Origin of the sequence: Paludibacterium sp. B53371 (assembly GCF_018802765.1) — a bacterium.
In the GTDB taxonomy this organism is placed as follows: domain Bacteria; phylum Pseudomonadota; class Gammaproteobacteria; order Burkholderiales; family Chromobacteriaceae; genus Paludibacterium.
In genome coordinates this window covers 1,352,974-1,376,331 of the sequence record NZ_CP069163.1, presented here as the reverse complement: position 1 = coordinate 1,376,331, position 23,358 = coordinate 1,352,974, and the positions used below count along the sequence as shown (strand labels likewise).

The following is a 23,358-nucleotide window of genomic DNA, read 5'->3' as shown; positions in this document are numbered from 1 at the left end:
AAATCTGTCATCAACCTGCCGGGAGTGCGCCATGTCCACATCATCGATTTCTTCCTCCACCGGCCCGCTGGATGTCCAGGGTCTGGTATCGCAACTGATGACTGTGGCGCAGCAACCGCTTAACCGCATGAACAGCACCATGCAGACCGAAAACAGCCAGATCTCGGATTACGGCAATCTGAGCTCGGATCTGACCAGTCTGCAATCGAGTCTGACCGGCCTGGCCTCCGGGGCCTTCATCAATACCTTGCAGGCCACCAGCAGCAACACCAGCATCCTGTCGGCCACGGCAGACAACACCGCCAACGCCGGCAACTACAACATCACGGTCAACACGCTGGCGTCATCACAGAACCTGGCCCTGACCGGACAGGCGAGCGAAAGCACCAGCCTGGGCAATACCGCAGACACCATGAAGTTCACCTTCGGTGATGGCTCGACCCAGTCGGTGAGCATTGCGGCCGATGCCACGCTGGATCAGATCGCCGCCAGCATCAACTCGGCCGGCATCGGCGTGGCGGCCAGTGTGGTCAAGGCCGACAGCACCACCACCCCCTATCGCCTGGTCCTGACCGGCAATACGGTGGGCGCCGGCCAGAGCTTCAGCACCAGCACCACAGGCGGCCAGAGCGCCCTGTCCTTTCTCAATTTCGATGCCTCATCGGCTGTCGACAGCAGCGGCAAGATCACCGACAGCCGCCTGACCGCCCAGGCACAGGATGCCAGCCTGACCGTCAACGGACTGACCATGACCAGCAGCAGCAACACCGTCACCAATGCGGTGCTCGGCGTCAGCATGAACCTGACCCAGACCGGTACCACCGTCCTGACGGTGGCGCGCGACTCGGCGGCGATCCAGAAGCAGCTGCAGAGTTTCGTCACCGCCTATAACAAGGTGCAGTCAGACAGCACCAGCCTGTATCAGGGAGACCTGCAGGGCGACTTCAACCTGGTTCAGCTGCAGCAGAGCTTTGACAGCATCCTGCAAACCCCGATCTCCGGTGCTGATGGCACCTCCCAGGTCGCCTACCTGGCACAGATCGGCATCAGCATCCAGAAGGACGGCTCGCTGAGTCTGGACACCGCAGCCCTGAATACCGCCATCAGCAAGGACCCGAAGGCGGTGGCCAATCTGTTCGGCAACGACAACAATGATGGCTTCGCCCAGCGCTTCAACAACAGCATCAACAATATGCTGGGGCCGCAGGGGCTGATTACCACCCGCATCACCTCGCTCAATCAAATGGTGGCCACGCAGAAAGATCAGATTGCCCAGGAGCAGAACCGCCTCAGTACCGTCCAGGCGGGCTATCTGACCCTGTATTCCAATCTGAATTCGGCGCTGATGGAGATGGAGCAGACCAGCTCTTCGCTGACCAAGATGCTGAGTTCCAGCTCGAGTTAAGCCGGCGATCCGGCCCGGCTCTCCTGACATATACTGCCAAATTATGGCAGCATTGTTTTTTCCTCTTCCGGAGACTTCGCCATGTCGCGCGCCGCACGTCTGCTGGATCTGCTGCAACAATTGCGCCAATACCGCTATCCCGTCAGTGGTGCCACCCTGGCACAGCAGCTTGGCATCAGCCTGCGCACGCTCTATCGCGACATCGCCACCTTGCAGGCTCAAGGGGCCCATATCGAGGGAGAGGCCGGGCTGGGCTATGTGTTGCGCCCGGGATTCATGCTGCCGCCGCTCATGCTGGATGAAGAGGAGCTGGAAGCTCTGATGCTGGGCAGCCAATGGGTGGCGCAGCGCGGAGACGAACGACTGAGTCAGGCGGCGCGGGGGGCGCTGGCCAAAATTGCCGCCGTACTGCCGGCGGACCTGCGCCGCGATCTGGATGGCCATGGCCTGCTGGTCCCCGCGACCGACCGGCTGCCGGTACAGCCCGTCGATCTGGCACTGGTGCGCCAGGCCATCCGCCGCGGTCAGGTACTGGCCATCCACTACCGGGATCTGAATGGCCAAACCTCGCAACGCCGTATCTGGCCTTTTGCGCTGGGCTACTTCGAGCATGTGCGCATGCTGGCGGCCTGGTGTGAAACACGGCAGGATTTCCGCCACTTCCGCACCGATCGCATCCTGTCCCTCAGCCAGACCGGCGAACGCTATCCTCGTCCGCGTCAGGCCCTGCTGAAAGCGTGGAAGCAACGGGAAGGTCTGCGCCAGCAACCTTGAGCCCTCTCACAAAACACTACTGACAAAAACTGTCAGCACCCGATGCCATGCTGTGATCTCCGACTCACCCCGATACAGGATGATCACGATGAAAACCCTCAGCCATTACGTTTTGCTGTTTGTCGACAGCCCGGAGCGCAGCGCCGCTTTCTATCAACCGCTTCTGGGTCTGCAACCGGTCGAACAATCCCCCACCTTTGCCCTGTTCCTGCTGAGTGACACGCTCAAGCTGGGACTGTGGTCACGTCACACGGCCGAGCCGGCGCCGACCGGTCATGCCGGCATGAGCGAGCTGACCTTTTGCCTGGAGAGCAACGACGCCGTCGATGCCTGCCATGCGCAATGGCTGACCATGGCCGTGCCGATACTGCAGGCGCCGTGCGAGATGGACTTTGGCAGGACTTTCGTGGCACAGGATCCGGATGGGCATCGCCTGAGGGTGTTTGCCTCAAACGGACAGTAAGACAGCAACGTACACTTGCTTACACAATTTCACGCTTGCTTACCTTCTTACCCGATTATCATGAAACCAGTCCCGTTTCAGCCGGTCTGATTCATTTTCAGAGCTGATATAACATCAGCCATCAGGGAGAAGACGATGAAGCAATCGCTATTGATCGCCAGTGTACTGGGCGGGGGTGTGGCCCTGGGGGCCATTGGCGTCGCCGGTATCCAGGCCTTGAGCCACAAGTCGGCGCCGGCACAGGTCACAGCATCGCAGCCCGTCGCGGTGGTGGCGCAGGCCAGCGCCGCGGCCGCAACCCAGGCCGCCGCGCCGGCCGCGGTAACCGCCAGCAAACCGGTTGCCGCCGCCACCGCACCGGTGGCGGCAGCCAAACCGGCTGCGCCGAAACATGCCAGCTTCGCCAGAGTCTTGGGCAGCACCCCGATCACGGAAGAAGTGCAAAGCACCAAAACCGAGTGTCATCAGGTGCAGGTCGAGCGTCAGGCGCCCGTTCAGGATCAGCACCGGGTGACCGGGACCTTGCTGGGCAGCGTGGTCGGCGGCCTGCTGGGCAATCAGGTGGGCGGCGGCAATGGCAAGAAACTGGCCACCGTGGCCGGCGCCCTGGCAGGTGGCTACGCCGGCAATCAGGCGCAAGACCAGATGCAGAAGCGTGACACCTACACCGATACTGAAAACCGCTGCATGGAAGTGCCGGTGACGACACAGAAGGTAGTGGGCTATCAGGTTCGTTACTCGCTGGACGGCAAAACCGGCACGGTGCGCATGGCGCACAAGCCCGGCAAGCGCATTCCGGCCCGCAATGGCGAACTGCTGCTGCCAGGTTCGGCCAATTGATCAGCGCCCTCGCCGCGCTCGCCTCCGGGCGCGGCATCACTTAATGACATTGAAATATTTCCTTCGAAACCCTCTCTCCGGCCAATTCTTTCTGCGAATATCCCGGATCAGGACATCGCCATGCGGAAACACTGAGACGACAGACATGGCGCGTATTTTTTTCCATTTTTCCCGGTCTGAGGCTTGACTCGGAAATTTCGTATAGGTATAGTTCGGTTCTCGGATGGCAGTGACCAACGCCACCGGACCTCATGTGGGGGTATAGCTCAGCTGGGAGAGCGCTTGCATGGCATGCAAGAGGTCAGCGGTTCGATCCCGCTTATCTCCACCACAAAATTCAAAGGCCGACTCTTCGAGTCGGCCTTTATCATTTCTGCGTCCTGGCGAAAAATCCATCAAAACGGGGTCAGGTCTTGTTTTTTGCGTGCAATGCAAAAGACAAGACCTGACCCCGTTCTGCCGGCCGGCTTTGCCGGACGCTCAGGGCAGCAGATGCCCCATCTTGTCGGCCTTGGTTTTCATGTAGCGATCATTGTGCGGGTTCTGCCCGACCAGCAGCGGCACGCGCTCCACCACATCCACGCCCAGGGCCTCCAGGGTTTCGACCTTCTGCGGGTTGTTGGTCATGACCCGTACCCGCCGGATATCCAGCGCGGCCAGCATGTCGCGTACCAGGCTGAAGTCACGCATGTCCGCCGGGAACCCCAGCTGCTCATTCGCTTCGACCGTGTCCGCCCCCTGATCCTGCAGGCGGTAAGCCCGGATCTTGTTGATCAGACCGATGCCGCGACCTTCCTGTCGCAGGTACAGCAAGGCACCGCGCCCGGCCTCGGCGATCGCCGCCAGCGCCGCTTCCAGTTGAAAACCGCAATCACACTTGAGGGAAAACAGGGCATCCCCCGTCAGGCACTCCGAATGCAGACGAATCAATACCGGTTCGTCATCGCCGAACGTCCCCATGGTGAGCATGACATGCTCCTTGTCACCATCGCCGGCAAAGCCATGCAAGGTGAACACCCCCCATTGCGTGGGTAATTGACAGGACGCCACCAGACTCACCGTGACCTCCCCGACCTCTTGAGACATGCAAACTCCCGCTTTTCTTTTCTGGCGCACAGCGTACGCCATTGCCCGGCCAGGAAACAGCCCTGCCCGGGCAACAGATCATTTACTCATCGGCGACAAACGGCAACTCGGCCAGCGGCTTGGCCAGCACGATGGCCAGCGCGGCCAGCCAGACCTGGCGAGCCGGATCAAAAAATGCCCGCTCACTGGCCTCGGCATCAATAATGCCCAGCACGCGGCCTTCATGGTCCAGCACCGGCAGGCAGACCTCGCTTTGCACAGCGGCATCGCACTGATAATAGCCCCCGCCCATTTGCGACCATTCGGCCACATCATCAATCACTGCCCCCCAGCCGCTGAGACCGACCCGGCTGTTATTGCTGATTTCGGCAAAGGATTCCGTCAGGGGAAATTCGGCCCGGCTCGGACGGCCGTGATAGGCCATCTTGACCAGACGTGCCTCCTCGCCCTCGCCGCGTACGGCATAAATCCCCAGCCAGTCGGCTCCCACCTGGCGATTGGTCGAATCGATGAGGGCAGACAGATCGGTCAGGGCTGCACGCGCCGCTTCCGTTTCGCCGCCAAACCACGGCGAAAGATCGTAAGGCTCATCGGCCAGTTCATCCACCAGGGAACATGCGCCATTCTCTCCCAGCGGCGGAACGGGGAAACGGAACAGATCTCGATCGACCGGTGCCTTCGGCACGGCCAGCACAGCCGCCAGCGTGATCGCCGCAACTTGCACCTGGGTCAGATCCAGATCGAGCGATTGCTCCCTGAGGTAATCCCGCAGGGTGTGGGCAGCGATCATGGGCAACACTCCTTGAAACGTCGGGACGCTCCCGACGGCAAAAATCTTTTACACTTGATGATCTGATATTGGGTCTGATTCAGAAATGACAATACTAAATGATGAGGATGTACTGAGCATTCGTGCCGGCAAGCTGGCACGGCAACACCTGCAAGCGCACGGGCTGAAGGCAGCCGACGTCGCCGTGGTGCCCGGCGCTGCGGGCGGCCCCAAGGCCATCGGCCTGCTGGGTCTCGACCAGGCGGTCTTTCCCTGGCTGAATGCGGCGCCCCGCCCGCGGGAGTTCATCGGCGCCTCGATCGGCAGCTGGCGTCTGGCCTGCGCCCTGCAGGCAGACCCCGTCAGCCAGCTCGCGCATCTGAGCGAACGCTATATCGACACCACCTATCCCGACCCCACGGTGCACACCATTACCCGCCAGTCGGCCGAGATGTTGCACGCCCTGTTTGACGCCGAGGGCATCGAGCAAATCCTGAACCACCCGCAGCACCGGCTCAGCATCCTGGTGGCACAATCTCACGGCCTGCTCAACCGCAGCGGGCGCACGCCGCTGCTGGCCGGTCTGGCCTTCAGCGCCGGACTCAATCTGCTGTCGCGTCCGCTGCTGCGCTATGCCTTTACCCGGATGGTTTGCCACGATGTTCGCAGCTCGCTGTCGTTTCTGCCCGCAGACGGCATCCCGACCCGCCTGCGGGCACTGGATCGCGGCAACCTGCTGCCACTGTTGCTGGCCAGTGCGGCCATTCCCGGGGTCATAGAAGGGGTTCGTCTGGATGATTTGCCGGGAAGACTGCTGCGTGACGGGGGCCTGATTGACTACCACCTGGATCTGCCGTTTGACGGCAGCCGCGGATTAACGCTCTACCCGCACTTTACCGACCGCATTGTGCCGGGCTGGTTCGACAAGTTTCTGCCCTGGCGCCAGGCGCACAGCGCGCACCACCAGCACACCATCCTCATCGCCCCTTCGGCACGCTATCTGGCCAGCCTGCCTGGCGGCAAGTTGCCGGATCGCCGTGATTTCAAACGATTTGCCGGCCAGGATACCCTGCGCCAGCAACAATGGCGCACGGCGGCCGCACAGAGCCGGCAACTGGGCGATGCCTTCCTGGCGCTGTGCGACAGTGGTCGCATCGCCGACATCGCCCGGCCGCTGTTTCCGGATCAGTGACGCGCTTCGCGCGCTGCGGCCATCACATCCATCTGGAACAGCTGGTTGACTTCTTCTTCGTCGAAGACATAGCGCTGATTGCAGAAGTCACAGCCGATTTCGACACTGCCCTGCTCCTGCAGAATGGAGGCGGCTTCCTGGCCGCCCACCATCTTGAGCATGTCGGCGACCCGCTCACGGCTGCAGGTGCAGGCAAAAGACAGGCGCTCCTCATCGAATACCCGCACGGTTTCCTCGTGATAAAGGCGGTACAGGATGTCGAGTGGCGGCAGGGTCAGCAACTCCTCACTCTTCAGCGTATCCGCCAGCGAACGGGCACGAGGCCAGCCATCGGCATCACCATGGCCGTCCGGCAGGCGTTGCAGCAGCATGCCGGAGGCGCGCCCGGCATCGGCGGCCAGGATCAGACGGGTATCCAGCTGTTCGGAGCGCAGCATGTAGTTTTCCAGCATGGCGCCGACGCTGTCGCCCTCCAGCGCCACGATCCCCTGCCAGGTCTGCGACTTGTCGGTACGCGGCTCCAGGGTCATGACAAAGCGTCCGCCCTGCCCCAGCAGCGCCGGCAGCGGCAGTTGATCCGGCTCGCCGTCCCACTTGGCGGTCGCGCGCAGGGTCCGTTCATGGGTGCACTCGACCACGGCCAGGCGCAGGGCACCGGTGCCGTGCATCTGCAACACCAGCGTGCCGTCGAACTTCAGGTTGGCACCCAGCAGGGCAGCGGCAGCCATCATTTCACCCAGCACCTTGCGTACGGCCGGCGGGTAGCTGTGACGCGACAACACCTGCTGCCAGGTATCTTCCAGCGACACCACGGCGCCGCGCACCGGCGCGCCATCAAACAGAAAACGTTGCAGGCAATCAGTCTGACTCATGCTTTTTTTGATCCTTGATACTGTCCAGCGTGTACACCGTCATCGGCATGGACGAATTGACATCGAACTCGCAGCCTGCGCGCACGCCGATCTCGGCGATGGCTCGGGCATCGAGGTTTTGTTCATAGGCCACCTGCATGGCGCCCATGGCGAACTTGCGACCAGAGCCAATGGCCCAGAAGCGGGCAAACTCATAGACCTCACGCATCGGATAAACGCCGAAGATGCCGTGCGCATTGGCAACCAGCACCATCATCTGGCTCGATTCGTAGGGATCTTCCTCATCCTCTTCCGGGCGCAGGAAGAACTGGTCCTTCAACTTGGGATGCAGTTTGCGGAAGGTGTCGAACAGCCCGGCACGGCTGGTAAAGTCTTTTTTCTTCAGGCCGTCCAGAGCGGACTGCAACACCAGGTCATGGGCTGCCGAGCCGGAAATGGCGAAATAGCTGTCGCCACGCTGGAAAATCTTGTTGTGATAACAATCATAGGCAGCCAGCAACTTGTGGTCATCGCCAAAAGTTGTCTGACTGTCCGCCGCAATGGCGATCTGATTGTCTTTTTTAACCACCACGATGGTCGTCATGGCCGGACATCCGTCTGATTCAAAAAAAGCAAATGGGGGCAGTTTATCTATTCTCAACTCATATGGTAGACCGATATCCAGCCCATGTTCAGACAAAGGTCTTCTGCAGCAAAAGCAGCACAGCGGTCAGCAGGCAGGCACAGGCCACCATGGCAAAAGTCTGCGAGGCGGCCAGCAGCGCGGCCTGTTGCTCGACCATCCGGCTCAGTTGCGACCAGCCCTCGGGATTGCCAGGTACCAGGCCGAGCTGGGTTGCCAGCTGGCTGTCGTAGCCTGCGGCCAGGGCAGTGCGCGCCCGTGCCGTGACGTTCTGCCAGAAGACATCCGCCAGACCGGAGCCAGCTGCCATGGCCAGCAGGCGCAACAGGTTTTTGAGGGCATAGGCATGCACAAAGTCCAGATGCCGAAACTCGCGGAAAGTCAGCCCCGCCAGCTGCACCACCACCAACACCGGGAACAGCCCCTTGAGCAGCAGCCATGGCCACAGCCGGGTCCATGACACATCGGGTGCCGCCCCGCTGGCCAGCCCCCACAGGATCCATGCCAGCAGCACACAGCCGGCCGCCATCAACAGCCGGCGCGAGGGCAGAAAGGGGGACAGCCGGAAATAACCGGGCAGACACAGCAGCGTCCCCAGTCCGCCCAGACTGATCAGCGCACCGGTGGTGGTGAGATTAATGCCCTGCCCCTGCGCCAGATACTGGGGCACCGTGATGGAGACGGCACCGTTGATCAGATAGTAGGCAACATAGAACAGCAGACCGAGCACGAAGCGGCGACTGGCCAGCGTCGACAGCTGCAGCCAGGGGTCCGGGTGTTGCCACATGCGCCAAAACAAAACGAGCAGCAGCGCCCCGGCCAGCAGGATGCGCAACCACCAGCCGGCATCGGCACGCTGATAAGCCAGATCCTCCAGGGCATGCAGCGACAGCAACACGCCCAGACACAGGGCCAGCACCGCCCAGCCATCCAGCCGTCCTACCGGGCGGGTCACATGCACCCCGCCCGGCAACATGCGCCAGGCCAGCAGCGCCACGACAGCCCCCAGCACGGCCTGCAGCCAGAACAAGGCATGCCAGTCACCGGCCTGCATCAGGGTGGCCGCCAGCCAGGGTCCCGGCGCCGCCGCCAGAAAAATACCGTAGATGAAGCCGCGCAGCTGGCCTGGCCGACGCTCGGCGGGGACCGTCAGCTGCAACATCACCCGGGCGCAGGTCATCAGCGGGCCACCCCCGAGTCCCTGCACCACCCGGGCAACAATCAGCTGCGGCAGCGTCTGGCTGCTGGCGGCCATCACAGCCCCGAGCACAAACAGCGTCAGACCGGCCAGCAGCAGCGTGCGGATGTGATACAGACGCAACAGCCGTTCCAGGCAAAGAATCATCAGGGCGCCGGCAGCGGCATAACCGGTCAGCACCCAGAGGAATTGGTCCGGCGTGACGCCAATACCGGCGCGAATCTGGGCGCTGGAAAAGCTCACGGTACCATTGGCAAAGTAGTCGACCCCGGCGATCAGTCCGGCCATCCAGCCCAGCACTTCGCGACGCCAACGCGCAAAAGAAGACATGGCGATTCATCAATACAAGACAAAACACCATCTTACAGATCATTATTGATACAATAATCCGTCAAACTGGCTTTCAGTATTTCATTATTGGAACAATCCATGCACCTCGACGACCTCAGGGTCTTTTTCGCCGTGGCCGAACGCCTGAGTTTCACCCAGGCCGCCGAGGCGCTGAATCTGCCCAAAGCCAATGTCAGCCGCGCGGTGGCGCGCCTTGAACACATGCTGGGCACACGCCTGCTGGAGCGCAGCACCCGAAGACTGCGACTGACGGAAACCGGTACCCGGCTGGTGGCCCAGGGGGCACCGCTGACCGATCGGCTGGAAGACCTGTTGCAACAGGCCGCCGAGCATGATGATCGTCCGCGCGGCACCCTGCGCATTGCGGCACCTTATGAATTGGGGATTTTCCGTCTGGGGGACGTGCTGACCGAGCTGTTGCTGGCACACCCCACACTGGAAGCGGAAGTCGATCTGACCTCGGCCAGCCCCGATCCGCGCGACCAGCATTACGATATCGTGTTCCGCTTGCAGGGCAGCGGCCTGCCCGACTCCGGTCAGGTGGCGCGCCGTATCTATAGTGTGGCCCGCGGTCTGTATGCCGCACCGGCACTGATTGCACGCATGGGCATGCCGCAAACGCCTGACGATCTGGCCGGCTGGCCGGCCATCATCAGCCCGGAGGATCCGGAATGGCCGCTCAGTGCACCGGATGGCACTCAACATGTTTTGCGTCCTGCGGGACGGCTGCGCGCGCCCAACGTCGGCATGCGCCTGCATGGCACCATCGCCGGTCTGGGCATGAGCCTGCTGTCCACGCATTTTTGCCAGGCAGCCTTGCAAAACGGAGACATCGTCCCCCTGCTGCCGGCGTACCGCGTGGCACCGACCCGGGTCTATGCGCTGCTGCCCGGCCGGCGCCTGAAGCCGGCACGCGTCCGTGCCTTTCTGGAGCTGCTCAGCGAGGCCATGGCGCCCTGGGATCAAGAGGGTCTGGCACAATCAGTAAATTCCATGGAACAATCAAACTGATTCTCATGCCGGTGTCCGGCACATTTTTACAGGATTCTCGCCATGTGCCAGTTATTGGGCATGAACTGCAATGTTCCGACCGACATCGTGTTTTCCTTCGAAGGCTTCCACCGCCGTGGCGGCCTGACCGACCATCATGCCGATGGCTGGGGGATTGCCTTTTTCGAAGAACGTGGTTGCCGTCTGTTTCTGGATGACCGGCCCTCGGTCGATTCGCCGCTGGCCAAACTGGTGCGCGACTACCCGCTCAAGTCCACCAATGTGATTGCGCACATCCGCAAGGCAACGCAAGGCGAGGTCAAGCTGTCCAACTCGCACCCCTTCATGCGCGAGCTATGGGGACGCTACTGGATTTTCGCCCACAACGGGGATCTCAAATCCTTCCGCCCCGAGCCCGGTCAGTACTACCGGCCGGTGGGCAGTACGGATTCCGAGCGTGCTTTCTGCGCCATTCTGGAAGCCCTGCGCCAGCGCTGGGACGAGATGCCGGACGAGCAGGCGCTGTTCTCGGCGCTGGCCGAACTGAGCCGCGAGATGGCCACGCACGGGGTATTCAATTTCATGTTGTCCTGCGGCGAGTTTCTGGTCGCCCACTGCTCGACCCATCTGCATTACATCGTGCGGCAATCGCCGTTCAACAAGGCCCATCTGGTTGACGACGACCTGACCATCGATTTTGCCCAGGTCACCACGCCGCACGACCGTGTGGCGGTGATAGCCACACAGCCGCTGACCGACAACGAAAGCTGGACGGCGTTCGCCAGCGGACAGCTGATGCTGTTCCGCGATGGCACGCCGGTGCTGCAGACCCACTGCGGCCCGGGCGACTGCAAGACATAAAAAAAAACCGGGAAGCCTGGGCTTCCCGGAATCCTCGTTGACGACAGGCGGCTGCCTGTCGACCTATTACAATCTTCTCAGTAAGACTGCTCGCCGTGCACCGGTTCGACCAGACTGCCAGTACACAGGGACAGCATCAGCAGCGCCACCCTTTCGTGCACGATCACAGTGTGGTGGTTGCCGGAAAACTGCATGTAGCGACGCAGATCTTCACGCACCTTGGGCGAACCGGTCATGTCGATGATGATGTCGACACCGCCGCCCAGTTCGGCAATATCCAGCCCGTTGTGGGTCACCAGCACGCCACGCTCCTTGGCCAGCTTCATGCCGGGCGTGTCGGTATTCAGATCGGCCACGCCGACCACTTCAACAAACGGCGCATTCAACAGTTGCTTGAGCAATGGGGTACCGGTTTCGCCGGCACCGATAATACCGATTTTGAATGATGCCATCGGCTTATTCCTTTTACAGTGTATTAATTATGACAAAAACACTGTAACAAGAAGGGTCTTTGCCAGGATTTGAGCCAGATCAACTGATTGACATATCAAATCTTGACCAATTCGAGCGGAATCGGGATGTAGCTTTCGATCGGTGCCTTCTCCAGCAACTGCCTGGCCGTCAGCACGCCCTGCCGACCTATCATGTCCGGTCGCTGGGCAATGGTGGCCGCCATTTTGCCGGCACGAATGGCGGCCAGCGCGTCGGAAGTGGCATCAAACCCCACCACCAGCACCCGGTCCTGCCCGGCTGCCTGCAAGGCTTTCAGTGCACCGAGCGCCATTTCGTCGTTCAGGGCAAACACGGCATCAATCTTGCCGTACTGCTCAATGATGGCCTTCATCTGCTGCTCGGCTTTCTGCCGATCGAAATCTGCGCTCACCCGCGCCAGCAGATGCAAGCCCTTGGCTTCATGCAAGACCAGGTTAAAGCCCTGGTCACGCTCGATGGAAGCCGAGGCCCCCGCCAGGCCAAGCAGCTCGACAACGCGCCCCTTGCCACGCAGACGATCCTTGATGTACTCCCCGGCCATCCGGCCACCGGCCATATTGTCGGAAGAGATATGCGCCACGACATTGCCGGCGCTGACCGAACGATCCAGCGTGACCACCGGAATGCCGGCGCGGTTGGCTGCGGCGACACTGGCGGCCACTTGCTGAGAATCAGTGGGATTGAGCAGCAGAACCCGAACTTTCCTGGCAATCAGCGACTGGATATCGGCCTGCTGCCTGGCGGTATCATCATGTGCATCGAGCACGATCAGACGAAACCCGCTTTCGCGCGCCGCTTGCTCGGCTCCCTGCTTCAGGGCCTTGAAAAATGGATTGGAGACATTGGAGATCGCCAGGCCGATGACCGGCATGTCCGTACTGCTGTGGGCCGGCGCACTGGCTTCCTGGCCACTGCCCCCTCCGGAGCAGGACGTCAGCCCGATCAGAGTCAGCACCACACCGAAACGCAGCCATCCCGCACAGAATCGCATCTCACCTCTCCGCCCCATGTTGGTAGGTATTTATACACTTATAGTCCATAACAAATGAATGGATTTTTGGCGAAATATCCTATGATCATTTTCGAGTGTCGTGAAATTGGCGCACTACATCGACGTGAAGAAAATACCCTGCCAGACAGCCTTTTACGCTTAATGCAGGAGCATCATCAAGCAACTTGCTTCATTTGAAGGTAATTTTTTTGCAACAAATGTTTGACACGCCTGCCACTCGGGCAAAAAAATAGCCGCAAACGATTGCGCAATCGTTTTCTAGATGCCGCACCGCGCAACCAACCTCGTTAACGATGGAGAAGAACAACGATGAAAACCAGTCGTATTTTCAAATCCCTGACCCTGGCGCTGGTCATGGCCGCCATTCCGATGCAATACGCTTCTGCCGCTGAAAAACCGAAGGTTGCGCTGGTGATGAAATCACTGGCCAATGAGTTCTTCCGCACCATGGAAGACGGCGCCAAAGACCATCACAAGCAGCATGCCGCCCAGTATGACCTGCTGACCAACGGCATCAAGGATGAAACCGACACCGCCAACCAGATCCGTATCGTTGAACAAATGATCGTCGAGCACGCCAACGCCATCGTCCTGGCACCGGCGGACTCCAAGGCGCTGGTGCCGGTCGTCAAGAAGGCAGTCGATGCCGGCATTCTGGTGGTGAACATCGATAACCGTCTCGATCCGGCCACGCTGAAGAGCAAGGGCCTCAACGTGCCGTTCGTCGGCCCGGACAACCGCAAGGGTGCCCGTCTGGTCGGTGACTACCTGGCCAAGCAGCTGAAGAGCGGTGACAAGGTCGGCATTCTGGAAGGCGTGTCCACCACGACCAACGCCCAGCAACGTACCGCCGGCTTCCAGGACGCCATGAAGGCCAAGGGTGTCAATGTGGTCGGTGTTCAGTCCGGTGACTGGGAAATCGACAAGGGGAATACCGTCGCTTCGGCCATGCTGCGCGAACATCCGGACCTGAAGGCCCTGCTGTGTGGTAACGACAATATGGCCCTGGGTGCCGTTGCTGCGGTCAAGACTGCAGGCAAGGCCGGCAAGGTAAAGGTCGTTGGCTATGACAATATTGCGGCCATCAAGCCGATGCTGGCCGATGGCCGTGTTCTGGCGACCGCCGACCAGTATGCCGCTCAGCAAGCTGTATTCGGTATCGAAACCGCGCTGAAGGCGCTCAAGGCCAAGACGCCGCAAAGCGCCCTGCCGGCCGTGTTTGAAACCAAGGTTTCGCTGATCACCCGTTAATCACCCTCCCCCCGACGCCGGCCGCATTGCGGCCGGCGGTTTATCGGAGATGTCGCATGACAGAACCAGCCCCGATCCTGCGCCTGCAAGGCATCGGCAAGACCTATGCCACACCTGTGCTGGCCGATGTCGATCTGGCGCTCTACCCGGGTGAAACCCTGGCGCTGACCGGTGAGAACGGTGCAGGCAAGAGTACGCTCAGCAAGATTATTGCCGGATTGATTCCGGCCTCCGCCGGCACAATGCTGCTGGGTGACAAGCCCTATCAGCCGCAGTCTCGCACCGAGGCAGAAGCACTCGGCATCCGCATGGTGATGCAGGAGCTCAGCCTGGTCCCGACACTGTCCGTGGCGGAAAACCTGTTTCTTGGCCAGCTGCCGCAGCGTGCCGGTTTCATCCGCCAGCACTCGCTGTATGAGCAGGCGGCCGCCCATATGCAGTCGATCGGCCTGACGCGTATCGATCCGCGTCAGCTGGTGGGCGAACTGGGCATCGGCCACCAGCAGATGGTGGAGATCGCCCGCAGTCTGCTGGGCCCCTGCAGACTGCTGATCCTGGACGAGCCCAGCGCCATGCTGACCCGTCACGAGATCGACCACCTGTTCCAGCAAATTGCACGTCTGAAGTCCGAAGGCGTCAGCATCATCTATATTTCGCATCGTCTGGATGAGGTCGAGCAGATTGCCGACCGGGTCACCGTCCTGCGCGACGGACGTCATGTCGCGACCCAGCCGATGTCTGCGCTCAATCAGGAAGCCATTGTCGGCCTGATGGTCGGCCATCAGGTTGCCGCCAGTGAGGTGCGGGCGCCGGTCAAGACCGAGAAGCCGGCGCTGAGCGTGCGCGGTCTGACCCGCGGTCAGCGCGTGCGCGACGTCAGTCTGGACGTGTATCCGGGGCAGATCTACGGTATCGCCGGCCTGGTCGGCTCCGGCCGTACCGAATTGTTGCGCCTGATCTTCGGTGCCGACCGCAAGGACAAGGGGGATATCTTTTTGCATGGCGCCGAACAGCCCATCAAGATTGATTCGCCGGTCAGCGCGGTCCGCCACGGGATCGGTCTGATTCCGGAAGACCGCAAGTCGCAGGGGCTGTTGCTGGACAAATCAATCACCCTCAATACCTCGCTGGCCCGACTTGGACATTTTGCCCGGCGCGGCTGGCTGAACCTGAGCGACGAGCAGCGCTCGGCGCGCGATTTCGTCAAGTTGCTGGGCATCCGCTGTCATTCGGACGCGCAGGCAACCGGCGAATTGTCCGGCGGCAATCAGCAGAAGGTGGTGTTTGCGCGCTGGATCTTGCGCGACTGCCCGGTCTTGCTGCTGGATGAGCCGACCCGCGGCGTGGATATCGGCGCCCGTGCCGACATTTATGCCCAGATGCGCAAGATGGCCGATGAGGGCAAGGCCCTGCTGGTGGTCTCCAGCGATCTGCGCGAATTGATGGAAATCTGTGACCGTATCGGCGTGATGAGCGCCGGGCAATGGGCAGGCAGCTTTGCCCGGGACGAATGGGATCAGCAGACTTTGCTGGAAGCGGCTTTCAGCGGCTACAGCACATTGAGCCAGGATGGACGACAAGGATAATCATGACAACGCAAAACCCTACCCGCCGCTGGTTTAGCGGCGTTGCCGGCACCTACCTCGGACTGGCGATCGCCCTGTTGGCCATGGTGCTGTTTTTCGGCGCAATGAGCGAATACTTCCTCAGCGCCAATACCTTCATCACCATCGCCAATGACATTCCCGCCCTGACGGTCATGGCCGTCGGCATGACCTATGTGCTGATCATCGCCGGTATCGACCTGTCGGTCGGCTCGGTGATGGCACTGTCCAGTGCGCTGTGCTCGCTGGCGATGCTGCGCTGGGGCTGGAGCCTGACCCCTGCCCTGCTGCTCGGCCTGCTGTGCGGCGCCGCCTGCGGCTCGCTCAACGGACTGGTTTCGGTACAGTGGCAATTGCCATCGTTCATCGTGTCGCTCGGCATGCTGGAAGTCGCCCGGGGCGCAGCCTATGTGGTGACCGATTCGCGCACCCAGTACATCGGCAGTGATGTCGACTGGCTCAGTTCCAACCTGATCGGCGGGATCTCGCCAGCCTTCCTGATCGCCCTGGCGGTCATCGTGATCGGCCAGACAGTTCTGACACGCAGCGTGTTCGGACGATATATGATTGGCATTGGTACCAACGAAGAAGCCATGCGCCTGGCCGGCGTCGACCCGCGCCCCATCAAGGTGGCCGTGTTTGCGCTGATGGGTTTGCTGGCCAGCGTGGCCGGTCTGATGCAGACTTCACGCCTGGAAGCTGCCGACCCCAACACCGGGATTGGCATGGAGCTGCAGGTGATTGCGGCGGTGGTCATCGGCGGCACCAGCCTGATGGGCGGCCGCGGATCGGTCATCAGCACCTTCTTCGGGGTACTGATCATCGCCGTCCTCGAGGCAGGCATGGCGCAGATCGGGGCTTCGGACCCCACCAAACGGATCATCACCGGCCTGGTCATCATCGCAGCGGTGATGCTGGATAAATATCGCGATCGGCGCAAGCAGGGGCGCCAGGCAGGTTAATCATGGCCACAATGAAACAGGTTGCCGAGCGGGCCGGCGTCTCCATCAGCAGCGTATCGCATGTGCTCAACGGCACGCGTCACGTCAGCGATGAAGTCAGACGGCGCATCGAAGACGCCATGCAGGCACTGTCTTATGTGCCCAGCGCGGTGGCACGCAGCCTGAAGCACAATGTCACGCGGACGCTGGGCATCATGCTGCCCAACAACAGCAACCCGTATTTCGCCGAGCTGATCCACAGCATTGAGGATCGTTGCTACAAGGCGGATTACAACGTGGTGTTGTGTAACTCGGACGACGACCCGGTCAAGCAGAGCGTGTATCTGCGGGTATTGATGGAAAAACGGGTCGACGGTCTGATTGTCATGTCTTCCGGCGACTCGCCGGACCTGCCGGAACTGCTCTCCCGGCTGAAGGTCCCGCTGGTGCTGGTTGATCGCCAGTGGGCCTCGCTCGACTGCGACACCGTCACCAGCGACCATCGCATGGGGGCCTACCTGGCCACCCGGCATCTGATTGAACTGGGACACCGGGAAATCGCCTGCATCGCCGGTCCGGAGCATCTGGCGCCGAGCAAGCTGCGCACCGCCGGCTGGCGCGAGGCGCTGGCCGAGGCCGGTCTCGAGCCCGGGCCGCTGGTCTTTGCCGACTTCACCAGCCACGGCGGCTATGATGCCACCCGACGCCTGTTGCAGTCTCCCTACCGGCCGCAGGCCATTTTTGCCTGCAACGACCTCATGGCCATTGGTGCCCTGTGTGCCGCACATGAAACCGGCCTGGTGGTCCCGCATGATCTGTCGGTGGTCGGCTTCGATGACATCGAGCTGGCGGCTTTTACCTGCCCCCCGCTGACGACGGTGGCTCAGCCCAAGCAACGCATCGGCGAGGTCGCCACCGAACTGCTGTTCGAACGGCTGCACCATGACCGCACGGAGCCCTGCAAGATCGCTCTGCAGCCGACACTTTGCCTGCGCGCCTCATCGGCACCACCCCGCGCCAAGGATAAACACTGAAATGAGCCATTCCCCGCTTTCTCCACGCCATGTGGCTGTCGTTGGCAGCCTGAACATGGATCTGGTGCTGCGTGTACCACGCAGCCCACAGGCCGGCGAAACCCTGCTGGGCCATGACTTTGCACTGCACCCGGGCGGCAAGGGCGCCAACCAGGCCGTGGCCTGTGCCCGCCTGGGCGCGACGGTCAAAATGATCGGCAAACTGGGCGACGATGTCTTTGCCATCCAGCTGCGCGAAACCCTGGGCGCCGCCGGGGTCAACCATGATCACGTCCGCACGGCCAATGGTCCGAGTGGCATTGCCATGATTGTGGTCGAAGATAACGGCCAAAACCGCATCATGCTGGCGCCGGGCGCCAACGGCAGCCTGAGCGCGGCAGACGTGCAGAATGCCGCCGGCGAGATTGCCGGTGCCGCCCTGCTGGTCTGCCAGCTCGAAGTGCCGACCGAATGCATGCAAAGCGCCTTTGAAGTGGCCCGCCAGGCCGGTGTACCGATTCTGTTCAACCCGGCGCCGGCCATGCCGCTGACACCGGAACTGCTGTCGGTCGATTATCTGGTGGTCAACGAAACCGAGGCGGCCCTGATTGCCGGTCTGCCGGTCAATGACCGCCCGCAGGCCATCGCTGCGGCAGAACAATTGCGCCAGGCCGGCGCCGCCACGGTACTGCTGACCCTGGGTGCCGATGGCGCCCTGATCGTCGACGCCGCCGGGACTCGTCACTACCCTGCCTGCCCGACCAGGGTCGTGGACACGACCGCTGCCGGCGACACCTTCATCGGCGGCGTTGTCGCCGGGCTGCAAGAAGGCATGTCGATCGACAGCGCCGTACAGCTGGGCATGCAGGCGGCGGCCATCACCGTCAGCCGCCCCGGCGCCCAGCCCTCCATCCCTTTCCGTCACGAACTCTCAGGCCAAGACACAGCGGCTTCCGGTGTGTAAGCCTTCCGAATCTCATGAAAAAAACATTCCTGTTGAACAGTGCACTGTCTGAAGTGATCGCCCGCATGGGGCATGGTGACTTGCTGGTGATCGGTGATGCCGGCCTGCCCATCCCCCCCGGCCCTCAACGCATCGATCTGGCGGTCAGCCAGGGGGTGCCGGATTTCCTTGCGGTACTGGATGCCGTGCTGAGCGAAATGCAGGTCGAATCGACCATCGTGGCGCAAGAACTGGCCAAGGTCAGTCCGGCCATGCATGCCTCGATCCAGGGCCGGATCAGCCCGACGCCGGTCGAGACGCTCAGCCACGAGGATTTCAAGCAACTCACCGCCCGGGCCGTCGCCATGGTACGCACCGGCGAATGCACTCCGTACGCCAATATCATCCTGCGCGCCGGCGTGGCATTCTGACATGAACAAGGCGCGGGGGTTTCCCGCGCCTTGGCGTGCAACAGATCAATGCCATTCGGGGTCAGTGCAGGCTGTCACGCGACAGAAAGCGCAGATACCCCAAGCCCTCCAGCCAGAAACCACCATCGGCCAGCGGGGTCGCCTCTTCCAGCTCGGCCACCGTCAGCACCAGGTCATGGCCATCCACCCGGGCCTCCAGGGCCACATCGTCATCATCGGCAAACTCTTCGGACACCGGCTGACGCTCCGGTTTAATGAACTGGTTATTGACCTGAATATATTCCGACTCGTTGAGCAAGCGCAGGATGTTCATGATGAGCTCCTTGTGATGCATGAAAGAATCGAACTCGACAGTGTCCAACCAGTCGTGGATGCGCCCTGTCTTCACACGCACCCCATCTGCACGCCTTGTTTACAGATACCCTCTCTCTGCCATGGAAAACGTCTTTTGCCTTGTCACCACCACATGGTCGAGCAACTTGATATCGACCTCGCGCAGCAGTTTCTTGAGCGTGTCGGTCACCAGATAATCCGGCAATGACGGCTCCGGATCGCCCATCGGATGGTTGTGGGCCAGAATCAGCCCGGCGGCATTGTGTTGCAGGGCCAGACGAACCACCTCGCGCGGATAGACCCGGGTTTCGGTCAGCGAGCCACGAAACAACTCCTGAGCCGTTATTACATGATTGCGCACGGAGAGGAAAATAACCATAAAAATTTCAATGTCGCTCGCCCCAAGACGCAGGCGCAGATAATCGGATACCCGCTGCGGCGTGTCGAGCACATCGTCTTGCGCCATTTCCTCACGCAAGGCCCGCTGCGCCAGCTCGCGCACTGCCAGCAGCCCCGCGGCCTTGACCGGGCCGAGGCCGCCCAGCGCCGTCACCTCGCTCACCCGGGCAAACAGCAGACCGGACAGGGAGCCGAAGCGGTTGAGCAGCTCGCGACCCAGATCCACCGCGCTGCGGCCACGCGCACCGCTGCGCAGGAAAATAGCCAGCAATTCCGCATCACTCAGCGCAGCAGGCCCTCTGGCCAACAGTTTTTCCCGCGGACGCTCGAGCACGGGCCAATGAGAGATCGCCATCTTGTTCCTCCGGTCAGGTTGAAATGCCCCTTTTTACCACCGCAACGCCAGAGACACCCGTCAGCCCGGTTCGAGCGCGCGAGCCCCGGCAAAATCCGTTACACTGCCGGGATGTCATCAGGCAAAGTAACCGAGCTCATGTCCTCAAAACGCATTCTTCTCGGCGTGACCGGCGGCATCGCCGCCTACAAGGCCGCCGAACTGACCCGTCTGCTGATCAAGGCCGGCCATCATGTCGAAGTCGTCATGACCGAGAACGCCACCCGCTTCATCGCGCCACTGACCTTCCAGGCACTGTCCGGCAACCCGGTCTACACCAGCCAGTGGGACGACCGTCCGACCAACGGTATGGCGCATATCGATCTGTCGCGCCGCGCCGACCTGTTTCTGATCGCGCCGGCCACGGCCAACACCCTGTACAAGATTGCCCATGGCGCGTGCGACGACCTGCTGTCCACGCTGATCGCCGCGCGCACCTGCCCGCTGGCCGTGGCACCGGCCATGAACCGGCAGATGTGGGAAAACCCCGCCAACCAGCGCAATCTGGCCACCCTGCGCGCCGACGGCGTCACCGTGTTTGGTCCGGACAGCGGCGAACAGGCCTGTGGCGAGGTTGGCGAGGGACGCATGATGGAGCCCGAAGCCATCGCGGAACTGGTGCATGGCTTCTTCCGGCCCAAGTCGCTGGCCGGCAGGCGTGTTTTGCTGACCGCCGGCCCGACCTATGAAGCCATCGACCCGGTGCGCGGCATCACCAACATCAGCTCCGGCAAGATGGGCTATGCCCTGGCACGCGCCTGCCGCGATGCCGGCGCCGAGGTCATGCTGATCTCCGGCCCCACCGCCCTGGCCGCGCCGATTGCCGTCCCGCGCATCGATGTCGCCAGCGCCCGGGACATGCAGCAGGCCGTGCTGACCCACGTCGGTCAGAGCGACATTTTCATCAGCGTCGCCGCCGTCGCCGACTATCATGTCAGCAACCGCGCCGAGCACAAGCACAAGAAGGGCGAGGCGCCACTGGAAATCCGGCTGGCGGAAAACCCGGACATCCTGCGCAGTGTGGCCGCCCTGCCTGCGGCCCCCTTCTGCGTCGGCTTTGCCGCGGAAAGCCGCGAGCTGCTGACCTTTGCCGAACAGAAGCGGCGCAGCAAGCGCCTGCCGATGCTGGTGGCCAATCTGGCGCAGACTGCCATGGGCGCGGACGACAATCAGGTCGTGATTCTGGACGATCAGGGCAGTCACGCCTTGCCGGCCATGAACAAACAGGCGGTGGCCGAAGCCATCGTCGACCATCTGGCCACCCTGCTGGCCGCCCCTCAACCCCTATAGCGCGAGGACCGCATGAAACCCGTTATCGACGTCAAAATTCTCGACCAGCGACTGCACGACAACCTGCCTGGCTATGCCACCCCGGGCTCTGCCGGCCTGGATCTGCGCGCCGCCATCGAGCAGGACATCCAGATCAACCCCGGCGAGACCCATCTGGTACCGACCGGCATGGCCATCCATATTGGCGATCCGGGCTTTGCCGCCATGATCCTGCCGCGCTCCGGGCTGGGGCACAAACACGGCATCGTGCTCGGCAATCTGGTCGGGCTGATCGACTCCGACTACCAGGGCCAGCTATTTGTCTCGGTATGGAACCGTGGCAGCGAGCCCTTCCGCCTGACGCCGCTCGAACGCATTGCCCAGCTGATCGTGGTACCGGTAGCCCAGGTCGACTTCAATATCGTTGACGACTTCGCCGCCTCCGAGCGTGGCGCCGGCGGTTTCGGCAGTACCGGGCGCGCCTGAGATGCAACAGGCGGAACTCTTCGCCCTGCTGGCCGAGATGGGCATCCAGTACGTCAAGGTCGACCACCCTGCCTATGGCTCGGTGGAGGACTATCACCGCGACGGCATCACCTTTCCCGGTCAGTGCGTGAAAAACCTGTTCCTGAAGAACCGCAAGGGCAACCGCTTTTATCTGCTGGTGCTGGATGAGCTGAAGACCGCCGACCTGGCGGCACTCGCCAGCCAGGTGGACGAGGCCCGCCTCTCCTTTGCCTCGGAAGATCGCCTGCAGGAACTGATGCAGCTCACCGCCGGCTCGGTGACGCCGTTCGGCCTGGCCAACGATGTCGAGCACCGCATCACGCTGCTGCTCGACAGCGACATCGACCCGGATCAGCTGATCGGTTTCCATCCGATGAGCAACGACTCGACCATCTGCCTGAGCGTGCCGGACTTCTTGCGCTTCCTGCGCCACACCGGCCACGAACCGGTACAGGTTCAGGTCTGAATCTGCCAATGCAAACAGCCCGGTTTCCCGGGCTGTCAGGCTGTAGACAAAGGTGGTCTGCGATCAGGCTGGAGGACCCGGCAAAGCCGGGCCTTGTCACCAACTGACTGATTTTCCAGCCTGCCCATCGAATCCCAATCCCCTCACCCTTGCCCTGCAAGGGGGCGTCCGCTGCGCGGACATGGGTTTGTCAGCAAGCTGACAGCCCGGTTTCCCGGGCTGTTTTTTTATCTCGGATCAGGCGACCTCGTGGCGCACGGCGCTGCGCAGCAGCAAGACTTTCAGGTGCTCGCTGATACGATCGACACGGTCATGGAAATGATTCAGGAATACCAGCCCGATCAGGGCCACGGTAATCCCCATGGCCGTCGCCAGCAAGGCGGTACCAATTCCGGCAGACACCCCCTTCGGATCAGAAATGCCATGCTCGGCCAGGGTGGTGAAGGTTTCAATGATGCCGAGAATGGTGCCCAGCAGCCCGAGCAGCGGTGCGGCGGTCACGATGGTGTCGAGGATCCACAGGTTTTTCTGCATGCGCGACTTGGTACTCAGGAACACGGCACTGGACAAGTGCTGGATATCTTCCGCCGAACGCGCCTGTTTCATGTCGGCCATCATGGTACGCAGGGCCTGAGCCGGCAGGCTGTCACGCTCGATCAGCGATTTCGGCAGCAGATGCAGTTCGCCGGCGTGCCCGGTCACGGCCACTTCCAGTTCTCGGGCATGTCGCTGGGTCTGGACGTAATAAACCAGCCGCTCGACGCAGACGAAAATGGCCAGCGCCAGGCAAACATACATCAGGTAGAAAGTCGCCGTGTGCAGGCTGGTATAGTCAATATGCATGATTCTTTTTCTCCATCTGCCGGGGCCCCAGGCCCCG

At 61.7% G+C, this 23,358-nt stretch carries 26 protein-coding genes and 1 tRNA gene; 17 read left to right on the top strand and 10 right to left on the bottom strand.

Going from position 1 to position 23,358, the window contains the following annotated elements; all coding sequences use genetic code 11:
• The first annotated feature begins 31 nt into the window (after nucleotides 1-31).
• The 5 genes from fliD (at nucleotide 32) to JNO51_RS06535 (ending at nucleotide 3,813) form a co-directional block, all read left to right on the top strand.
• A complete protein-coding gene (gene fliD, locus JNO51_RS06555; RefSeq protein ID WP_215782210.1) occupies nucleotides 32-1,405 on the top strand; it encodes a flagellar filament capping protein FliD in 1,374 nt (457 codons plus the stop codon).
• Between the two features lie 81 nt (nucleotides 1,406-1,486).
• Nucleotides 1,487-2,179: a YafY family protein gene (locus tag JNO51_RS06550; protein WP_215782209.1), complete on the top strand. Its 693-nt coding sequence runs from the start codon at nucleotides 1,487-1,489 to the stop codon at nucleotides 2,177-2,179.
• Nucleotides 2,180-2,267: 88 nt separating this feature from the next.
• Nucleotides 2,268-2,642, top strand: coding sequence for a VOC family protein (locus JNO51_RS06545; RefSeq protein WP_215782208.1), 375 nt, complete (start codon nucleotides 2,268-2,270; stop codon nucleotides 2,640-2,642).
• Between the two features lie 135 nt (nucleotides 2,643-2,777).
• The gene (locus tag JNO51_RS06540; RefSeq protein ID WP_215782207.1) at nucleotides 2,778-3,482 is read left to right on the top strand and encodes a glycine zipper 2TM domain-containing protein; all 705 of its coding nucleotides are present in this window, start codon (nucleotides 2,778-2,780) and stop codon (nucleotides 3,480-3,482) included.
• A gap of 255 nt (nucleotides 3,483-3,737) precedes the next feature.
• A tRNA-Ala gene (locus tag JNO51_RS06535) sits at nucleotides 3,738-3,813 on the top strand.
• A 149-nt stretch (nucleotides 3,814-3,962) separates the two neighbouring features.
• Here the strand turns inward: JNO51_RS06535 and ribA are convergent.
• Entirely contained in the window at nucleotides 3,963-4,568 is a 606-nt protein-coding gene (ribA, locus tag JNO51_RS06530) for a GTP cyclohydrolase II (protein WP_215782206.1), read from the bottom strand.
• 82 nt (nucleotides 4,569-4,650) lie between these two features.
• Nucleotides 4,651-5,358 (bottom strand): GAF domain-containing protein, encoded by a 708-nt coding sequence (locus JNO51_RS06525; RefSeq protein WP_215782205.1) that lies wholly within the window; start codon nucleotides 5,356-5,358, stop codon nucleotides 4,651-4,653.
• A gap of 85 nt (nucleotides 5,359-5,443) precedes the next feature.
• Here JNO51_RS06525 and JNO51_RS06520 point away from each other — a divergent pair, with 85 nt between their 5' ends.
• Entirely contained in the window at nucleotides 5,444-6,529 is a 1,086-nt protein-coding gene (locus JNO51_RS06520) for a patatin-like phospholipase family protein (RefSeq protein WP_215782204.1), read from the top strand.
• On the opposite strand, the gene hslO is transcribed toward JNO51_RS06520, so the two are convergent.
• The 3 genes from hslO to JNO51_RS06505 all read right to left on the bottom strand — a co-directional run bounded on the left by hslO (nucleotide 6,523) and on the right by JNO51_RS06505 (nucleotide 9,551).
• A complete protein-coding gene (hslO, locus tag JNO51_RS06515; protein WP_215782203.1) occupies nucleotides 6,523-7,401 on the bottom strand; it encodes an Hsp33 family molecular chaperone HslO in 879 nt (292 codons plus the stop codon). The genes JNO51_RS06520 and hslO overlap by 7 nt on opposite strands.
• Nucleotides 7,388-7,984 carry an MFS transporter gene (locus JNO51_RS06510; protein ID WP_215782202.1) on the bottom strand — a complete coding sequence of 199 codons (597 nt, stop codon included), beginning with the start codon at nucleotides 7,982-7,984 and terminating at the stop codon, nucleotides 7,388-7,390. Before JNO51_RS06510 ends, hslO begins: the two co-directional genes overlap by 14 nt.
• An 88-nt stretch (nucleotides 7,985-8,072) precedes the next feature.
• On the bottom strand, nucleotides 8,073-9,551 hold the full coding sequence (locus JNO51_RS06505; protein WP_215782201.1) for an MFS transporter: 1,479 nt from the start codon (nucleotides 9,549-9,551) through the stop codon (nucleotides 8,073-8,075).
• Between the two features lie 99 nt (nucleotides 9,552-9,650).
• Here JNO51_RS06505 and JNO51_RS06500 point away from each other — a divergent pair, with 99 nt between their 5' ends.
• Both JNO51_RS06500 and JNO51_RS06495 read left to right on the top strand, forming a co-directional pair.
• Complete coding sequence (locus JNO51_RS06500) at nucleotides 9,651-10,583, top strand: LysR family transcriptional regulator (protein ID WP_215782200.1); 933 nt, start codon at nucleotides 9,651-9,653, stop codon at nucleotides 10,581-10,583.
• A gap of 42 nt (nucleotides 10,584-10,625) precedes the next feature.
• Nucleotides 10,626-11,423, top strand: a complete 798-nt coding sequence (locus JNO51_RS06495; RefSeq protein ID WP_215782199.1) for a class II glutamine amidotransferase — start codon at nucleotides 10,626-10,628, stop codon at nucleotides 11,421-11,423.
• Nucleotides 11,424-11,500: 77 nt separating this feature from the next.
• Here the strand turns inward: JNO51_RS06495 and JNO51_RS06490 are convergent, their stop codons facing one another.
• On the bottom strand, nucleotides 11,501-11,875 hold the full coding sequence (locus JNO51_RS06490; RefSeq protein WP_215782198.1) for an oxidoreductase: 375 nt from the start codon (nucleotides 11,873-11,875) through the stop codon (nucleotides 11,501-11,503).
• A 95-nt stretch (nucleotides 11,876-11,970) separates the two neighbouring features.
• Nucleotides 11,971-12,906, bottom strand: a complete 936-nt coding sequence (locus JNO51_RS06485; protein WP_215782197.1) for a substrate-binding domain-containing protein — start codon at nucleotides 12,904-12,906, stop codon at nucleotides 11,971-11,973.
• A 330-nt stretch (nucleotides 12,907-13,236) separates the two neighbouring features.
• Between JNO51_RS06485 and JNO51_RS06480 the strand changes: the two genes are divergently transcribed.
• From JNO51_RS06480 to rbsD, 6 genes are read left to right on the top strand one after another with little or no spacing between them, the layout of a single operon-like run.
• Entirely contained in the window at nucleotides 13,237-14,178 is a 942-nt protein-coding gene (locus tag JNO51_RS06480) for a sugar ABC transporter substrate-binding protein (RefSeq protein WP_215782196.1), read from the top strand.
• Between the two features lie 56 nt (nucleotides 14,179-14,234).
• On the top strand, nucleotides 14,235-15,764 hold the full coding sequence (locus JNO51_RS06475) for a sugar ABC transporter ATP-binding protein (protein WP_215782195.1): 1,530 nt from the start codon (nucleotides 14,235-14,237) through the stop codon (nucleotides 15,762-15,764).
• A 2-nt stretch (nucleotides 15,765-15,766) separates the two neighbouring features.
• Entirely contained in the window at nucleotides 15,767-16,744 is a 978-nt protein-coding gene (locus tag JNO51_RS06470) for an ABC transporter permease (RefSeq protein WP_215782194.1), read from the top strand.
• A gap of 2 nt (nucleotides 16,745-16,746) precedes the next feature.
• Nucleotides 16,747-17,757 (top strand): LacI family DNA-binding transcriptional regulator, encoded by a 1,011-nt coding sequence (locus JNO51_RS06465; RefSeq protein WP_215782193.1) that lies wholly within the window; start codon nucleotides 16,747-16,749, stop codon nucleotides 17,755-17,757.
• 1 nt (nucleotide 17,758) lies between these two features.
• Entirely contained in the window at nucleotides 17,759-18,700 is a 942-nt protein-coding gene (gene rbsK / locus JNO51_RS06460) for a ribokinase (RefSeq protein ID WP_215782192.1), read from the top strand.
• Nucleotides 18,701-18,714: 14 nt separating this feature from the next.
• A complete protein-coding gene (gene rbsD, locus JNO51_RS06455; protein ID WP_215782191.1) occupies nucleotides 18,715-19,110 on the top strand; it encodes a D-ribose pyranase in 396 nt (131 codons plus the stop codon).
• 61 nt (nucleotides 19,111-19,171) lie between these two features.
• Here rbsD and JNO51_RS06450 read toward each other — a convergent pair whose 3' ends face one another.
• On the bottom strand, nucleotides 19,172-19,423 hold the full coding sequence (locus JNO51_RS06450; protein ID WP_215782190.1) for a hypothetical protein: 252 nt from the start codon (nucleotides 19,421-19,423) through the stop codon (nucleotides 19,172-19,174).
• A gap of 99 nt (nucleotides 19,424-19,522) precedes the next feature.
• Entirely contained in the window at nucleotides 19,523-20,197 is a 675-nt protein-coding gene (gene radC, locus JNO51_RS06445) for a DNA repair protein RadC (RefSeq protein ID WP_215782189.1), read from the bottom strand.
• Between the two features lie 138 nt (nucleotides 20,198-20,335).
• Between radC and coaBC the strand changes: the two genes are divergently transcribed.
• From coaBC to JNO51_RS06430, 3 genes are read left to right on the top strand one after another with little or no spacing between them, the layout of a single operon-like run.
• Complete coding sequence (gene coaBC, locus JNO51_RS06440) at nucleotides 20,336-21,526, top strand: bifunctional phosphopantothenoylcysteine decarboxylase/phosphopantothenate--cysteine ligase CoaBC (protein ID WP_215782188.1); 1,191 nt, start codon at nucleotides 20,336-20,338, stop codon at nucleotides 21,524-21,526.
• A 12-nt stretch (nucleotides 21,527-21,538) separates the two neighbouring features.
• Nucleotides 21,539-21,991 carry a dUTP diphosphatase gene (dut, locus tag JNO51_RS06435; RefSeq protein WP_215782187.1) on the top strand — a complete coding sequence of 151 codons (453 nt, stop codon included), beginning with the start codon at nucleotides 21,539-21,541 and terminating at the stop codon, nucleotides 21,989-21,991.
• Nucleotide 21,992: 1 nt separating this feature from the next.
• Nucleotides 21,993-22,478 (top strand): prolyl-tRNA synthetase associated domain-containing protein, encoded by a 486-nt coding sequence (locus tag JNO51_RS06430; protein WP_215782186.1) that lies wholly within the window; start codon nucleotides 21,993-21,995, stop codon nucleotides 22,476-22,478.
• A gap of 237 nt (nucleotides 22,479-22,715) precedes the next feature.
• Here JNO51_RS06430 and JNO51_RS06425 read toward each other — a convergent pair whose 3' ends face one another.
• A complete protein-coding gene (locus tag JNO51_RS06425; protein WP_215782185.1) occupies nucleotides 22,716-23,321 on the bottom strand; it encodes a MotA/TolQ/ExbB proton channel family protein in 606 nt (201 codons plus the stop codon).
• Nucleotides 23,322-23,358: the final 37 nt, after the last annotated feature.

Coding starts and splice junctions, on each gene's coding strand:
- rbsD (WP_215782191.1), top strand. CDS start 18,715: ATGAAAAAAACATTCCTGTTGAACAGTGCACTGTCTGAAGTGATCGCC.
- JNO51_RS06425 (WP_215782185.1), bottom strand. CDS start 23,321: ATGCATATTGACTATACCAGCCTGCACACGGCGACTTTCTACCTGATG.
- rbsK (WP_215782192.1), top strand. CDS start 17,759: ATGAGCCATTCCCCGCTTTCTCCACGCCATGTGGCTGTCGTTGGCAGC.
- radC (WP_215782189.1), bottom strand. CDS start 20,197: ATGGCGATCTCTCATTGGCCCGTGCTCGAGCGTCCGCGGGAAAAACTG.
- dut (WP_215782187.1), top strand. CDS start 21,539: ATGAAACCCGTTATCGACGTCAAAATTCTCGACCAGCGACTGCACGAC.
- JNO51_RS06465 (WP_215782193.1), top strand. CDS start 16,747: ATGGCCACAATGAAACAGGTTGCCGAGCGGGCCGGCGTCTCCATCAGC.
- JNO51_RS06475 (WP_215782195.1), top strand. CDS start 14,235: ATGACAGAACCAGCCCCGATCCTGCGCCTGCAAGGCATCGGCAAGACC.
- fliD (WP_215782210.1), top strand. CDS start 32: ATGTCCACATCATCGATTTCTTCCTCCACCGGCCCGCTGGATGTCCAG.
- JNO51_RS06470 (WP_215782194.1), top strand. CDS start 15,767: ATGACAACGCAAAACCCTACCCGCCGCTGGTTTAGCGGCGTTGCCGGC.
- JNO51_RS06520 (WP_215782204.1), top strand. CDS start 5,444: ATGACAATACTAAATGATGAGGATGTACTGAGCATTCGTGCCGGCAAG.
- JNO51_RS06490 (WP_215782198.1), bottom strand. CDS start 11,875: ATGGCATCATTCAAAATCGGTATTATCGGTGCCGGCGAAACCGGTACC.
- JNO51_RS06510 (WP_215782202.1), bottom strand. CDS start 7,984: ATGACGACCATCGTGGTGGTTAAAAAAGACAATCAGATCGCCATTGCG.
- coaBC (WP_215782188.1), top strand. CDS start 20,336: ATGTCCTCAAAACGCATTCTTCTCGGCGTGACCGGCGGCATCGCCGCC.
- JNO51_RS06525 (WP_215782205.1), bottom strand. CDS start 5,358: ATGATCGCTGCCCACACCCTGCGGGATTACCTCAGGGAGCAATCGCTC.
- JNO51_RS06540 (WP_215782207.1), top strand. CDS start 2,778: ATGAAGCAATCGCTATTGATCGCCAGTGTACTGGGCGGGGGTGTGGCC.
- ribA (WP_215782206.1), bottom strand. CDS start 4,568: ATGTCTCAAGAGGTCGGGGAGGTCACGGTGAGTCTGGTGGCGTCCTGT.
- JNO51_RS06505 (WP_215782201.1), bottom strand. CDS start 9,551: ATGTCTTCTTTTGCGCGTTGGCGTCGCGAAGTGCTGGGCTGGATGGCC.
- JNO51_RS06450 (WP_215782190.1), bottom strand. CDS start 19,423: ATGAACATCCTGCGCTTGCTCAACGAGTCGGAATATATTCAGGTCAAT.
- JNO51_RS06485 (WP_215782197.1), bottom strand. CDS start 12,906: ATGCGATTCTGTGCGGGATGGCTGCGTTTCGGTGTGGTGCTGACTCTG.
- JNO51_RS06495 (WP_215782199.1), top strand. CDS start 10,626: ATGTGCCAGTTATTGGGCATGAACTGCAATGTTCCGACCGACATCGTG.
- JNO51_RS06545 (WP_215782208.1), top strand. CDS start 2,268: ATGAAAACCCTCAGCCATTACGTTTTGCTGTTTGTCGACAGCCCGGAG.
- JNO51_RS06500 (WP_215782200.1), top strand. CDS start 9,651: ATGCACCTCGACGACCTCAGGGTCTTTTTCGCCGTGGCCGAACGCCTG.
- hslO (WP_215782203.1), bottom strand. CDS start 7,401: ATGAGTCAGACTGATTGCCTGCAACGTTTTCTGTTTGATGGCGCGCCG.
- JNO51_RS06430 (WP_215782186.1), top strand. CDS start 21,993: ATGCAACAGGCGGAACTCTTCGCCCTGCTGGCCGAGATGGGCATCCAG.
- JNO51_RS06550 (WP_215782209.1), top strand. CDS start 1,487: ATGTCGCGCGCCGCACGTCTGCTGGATCTGCTGCAACAATTGCGCCAA.
- JNO51_RS06480 (WP_215782196.1), top strand. CDS start 13,237: ATGAAAACCAGTCGTATTTTCAAATCCCTGACCCTGGCGCTGGTCATG.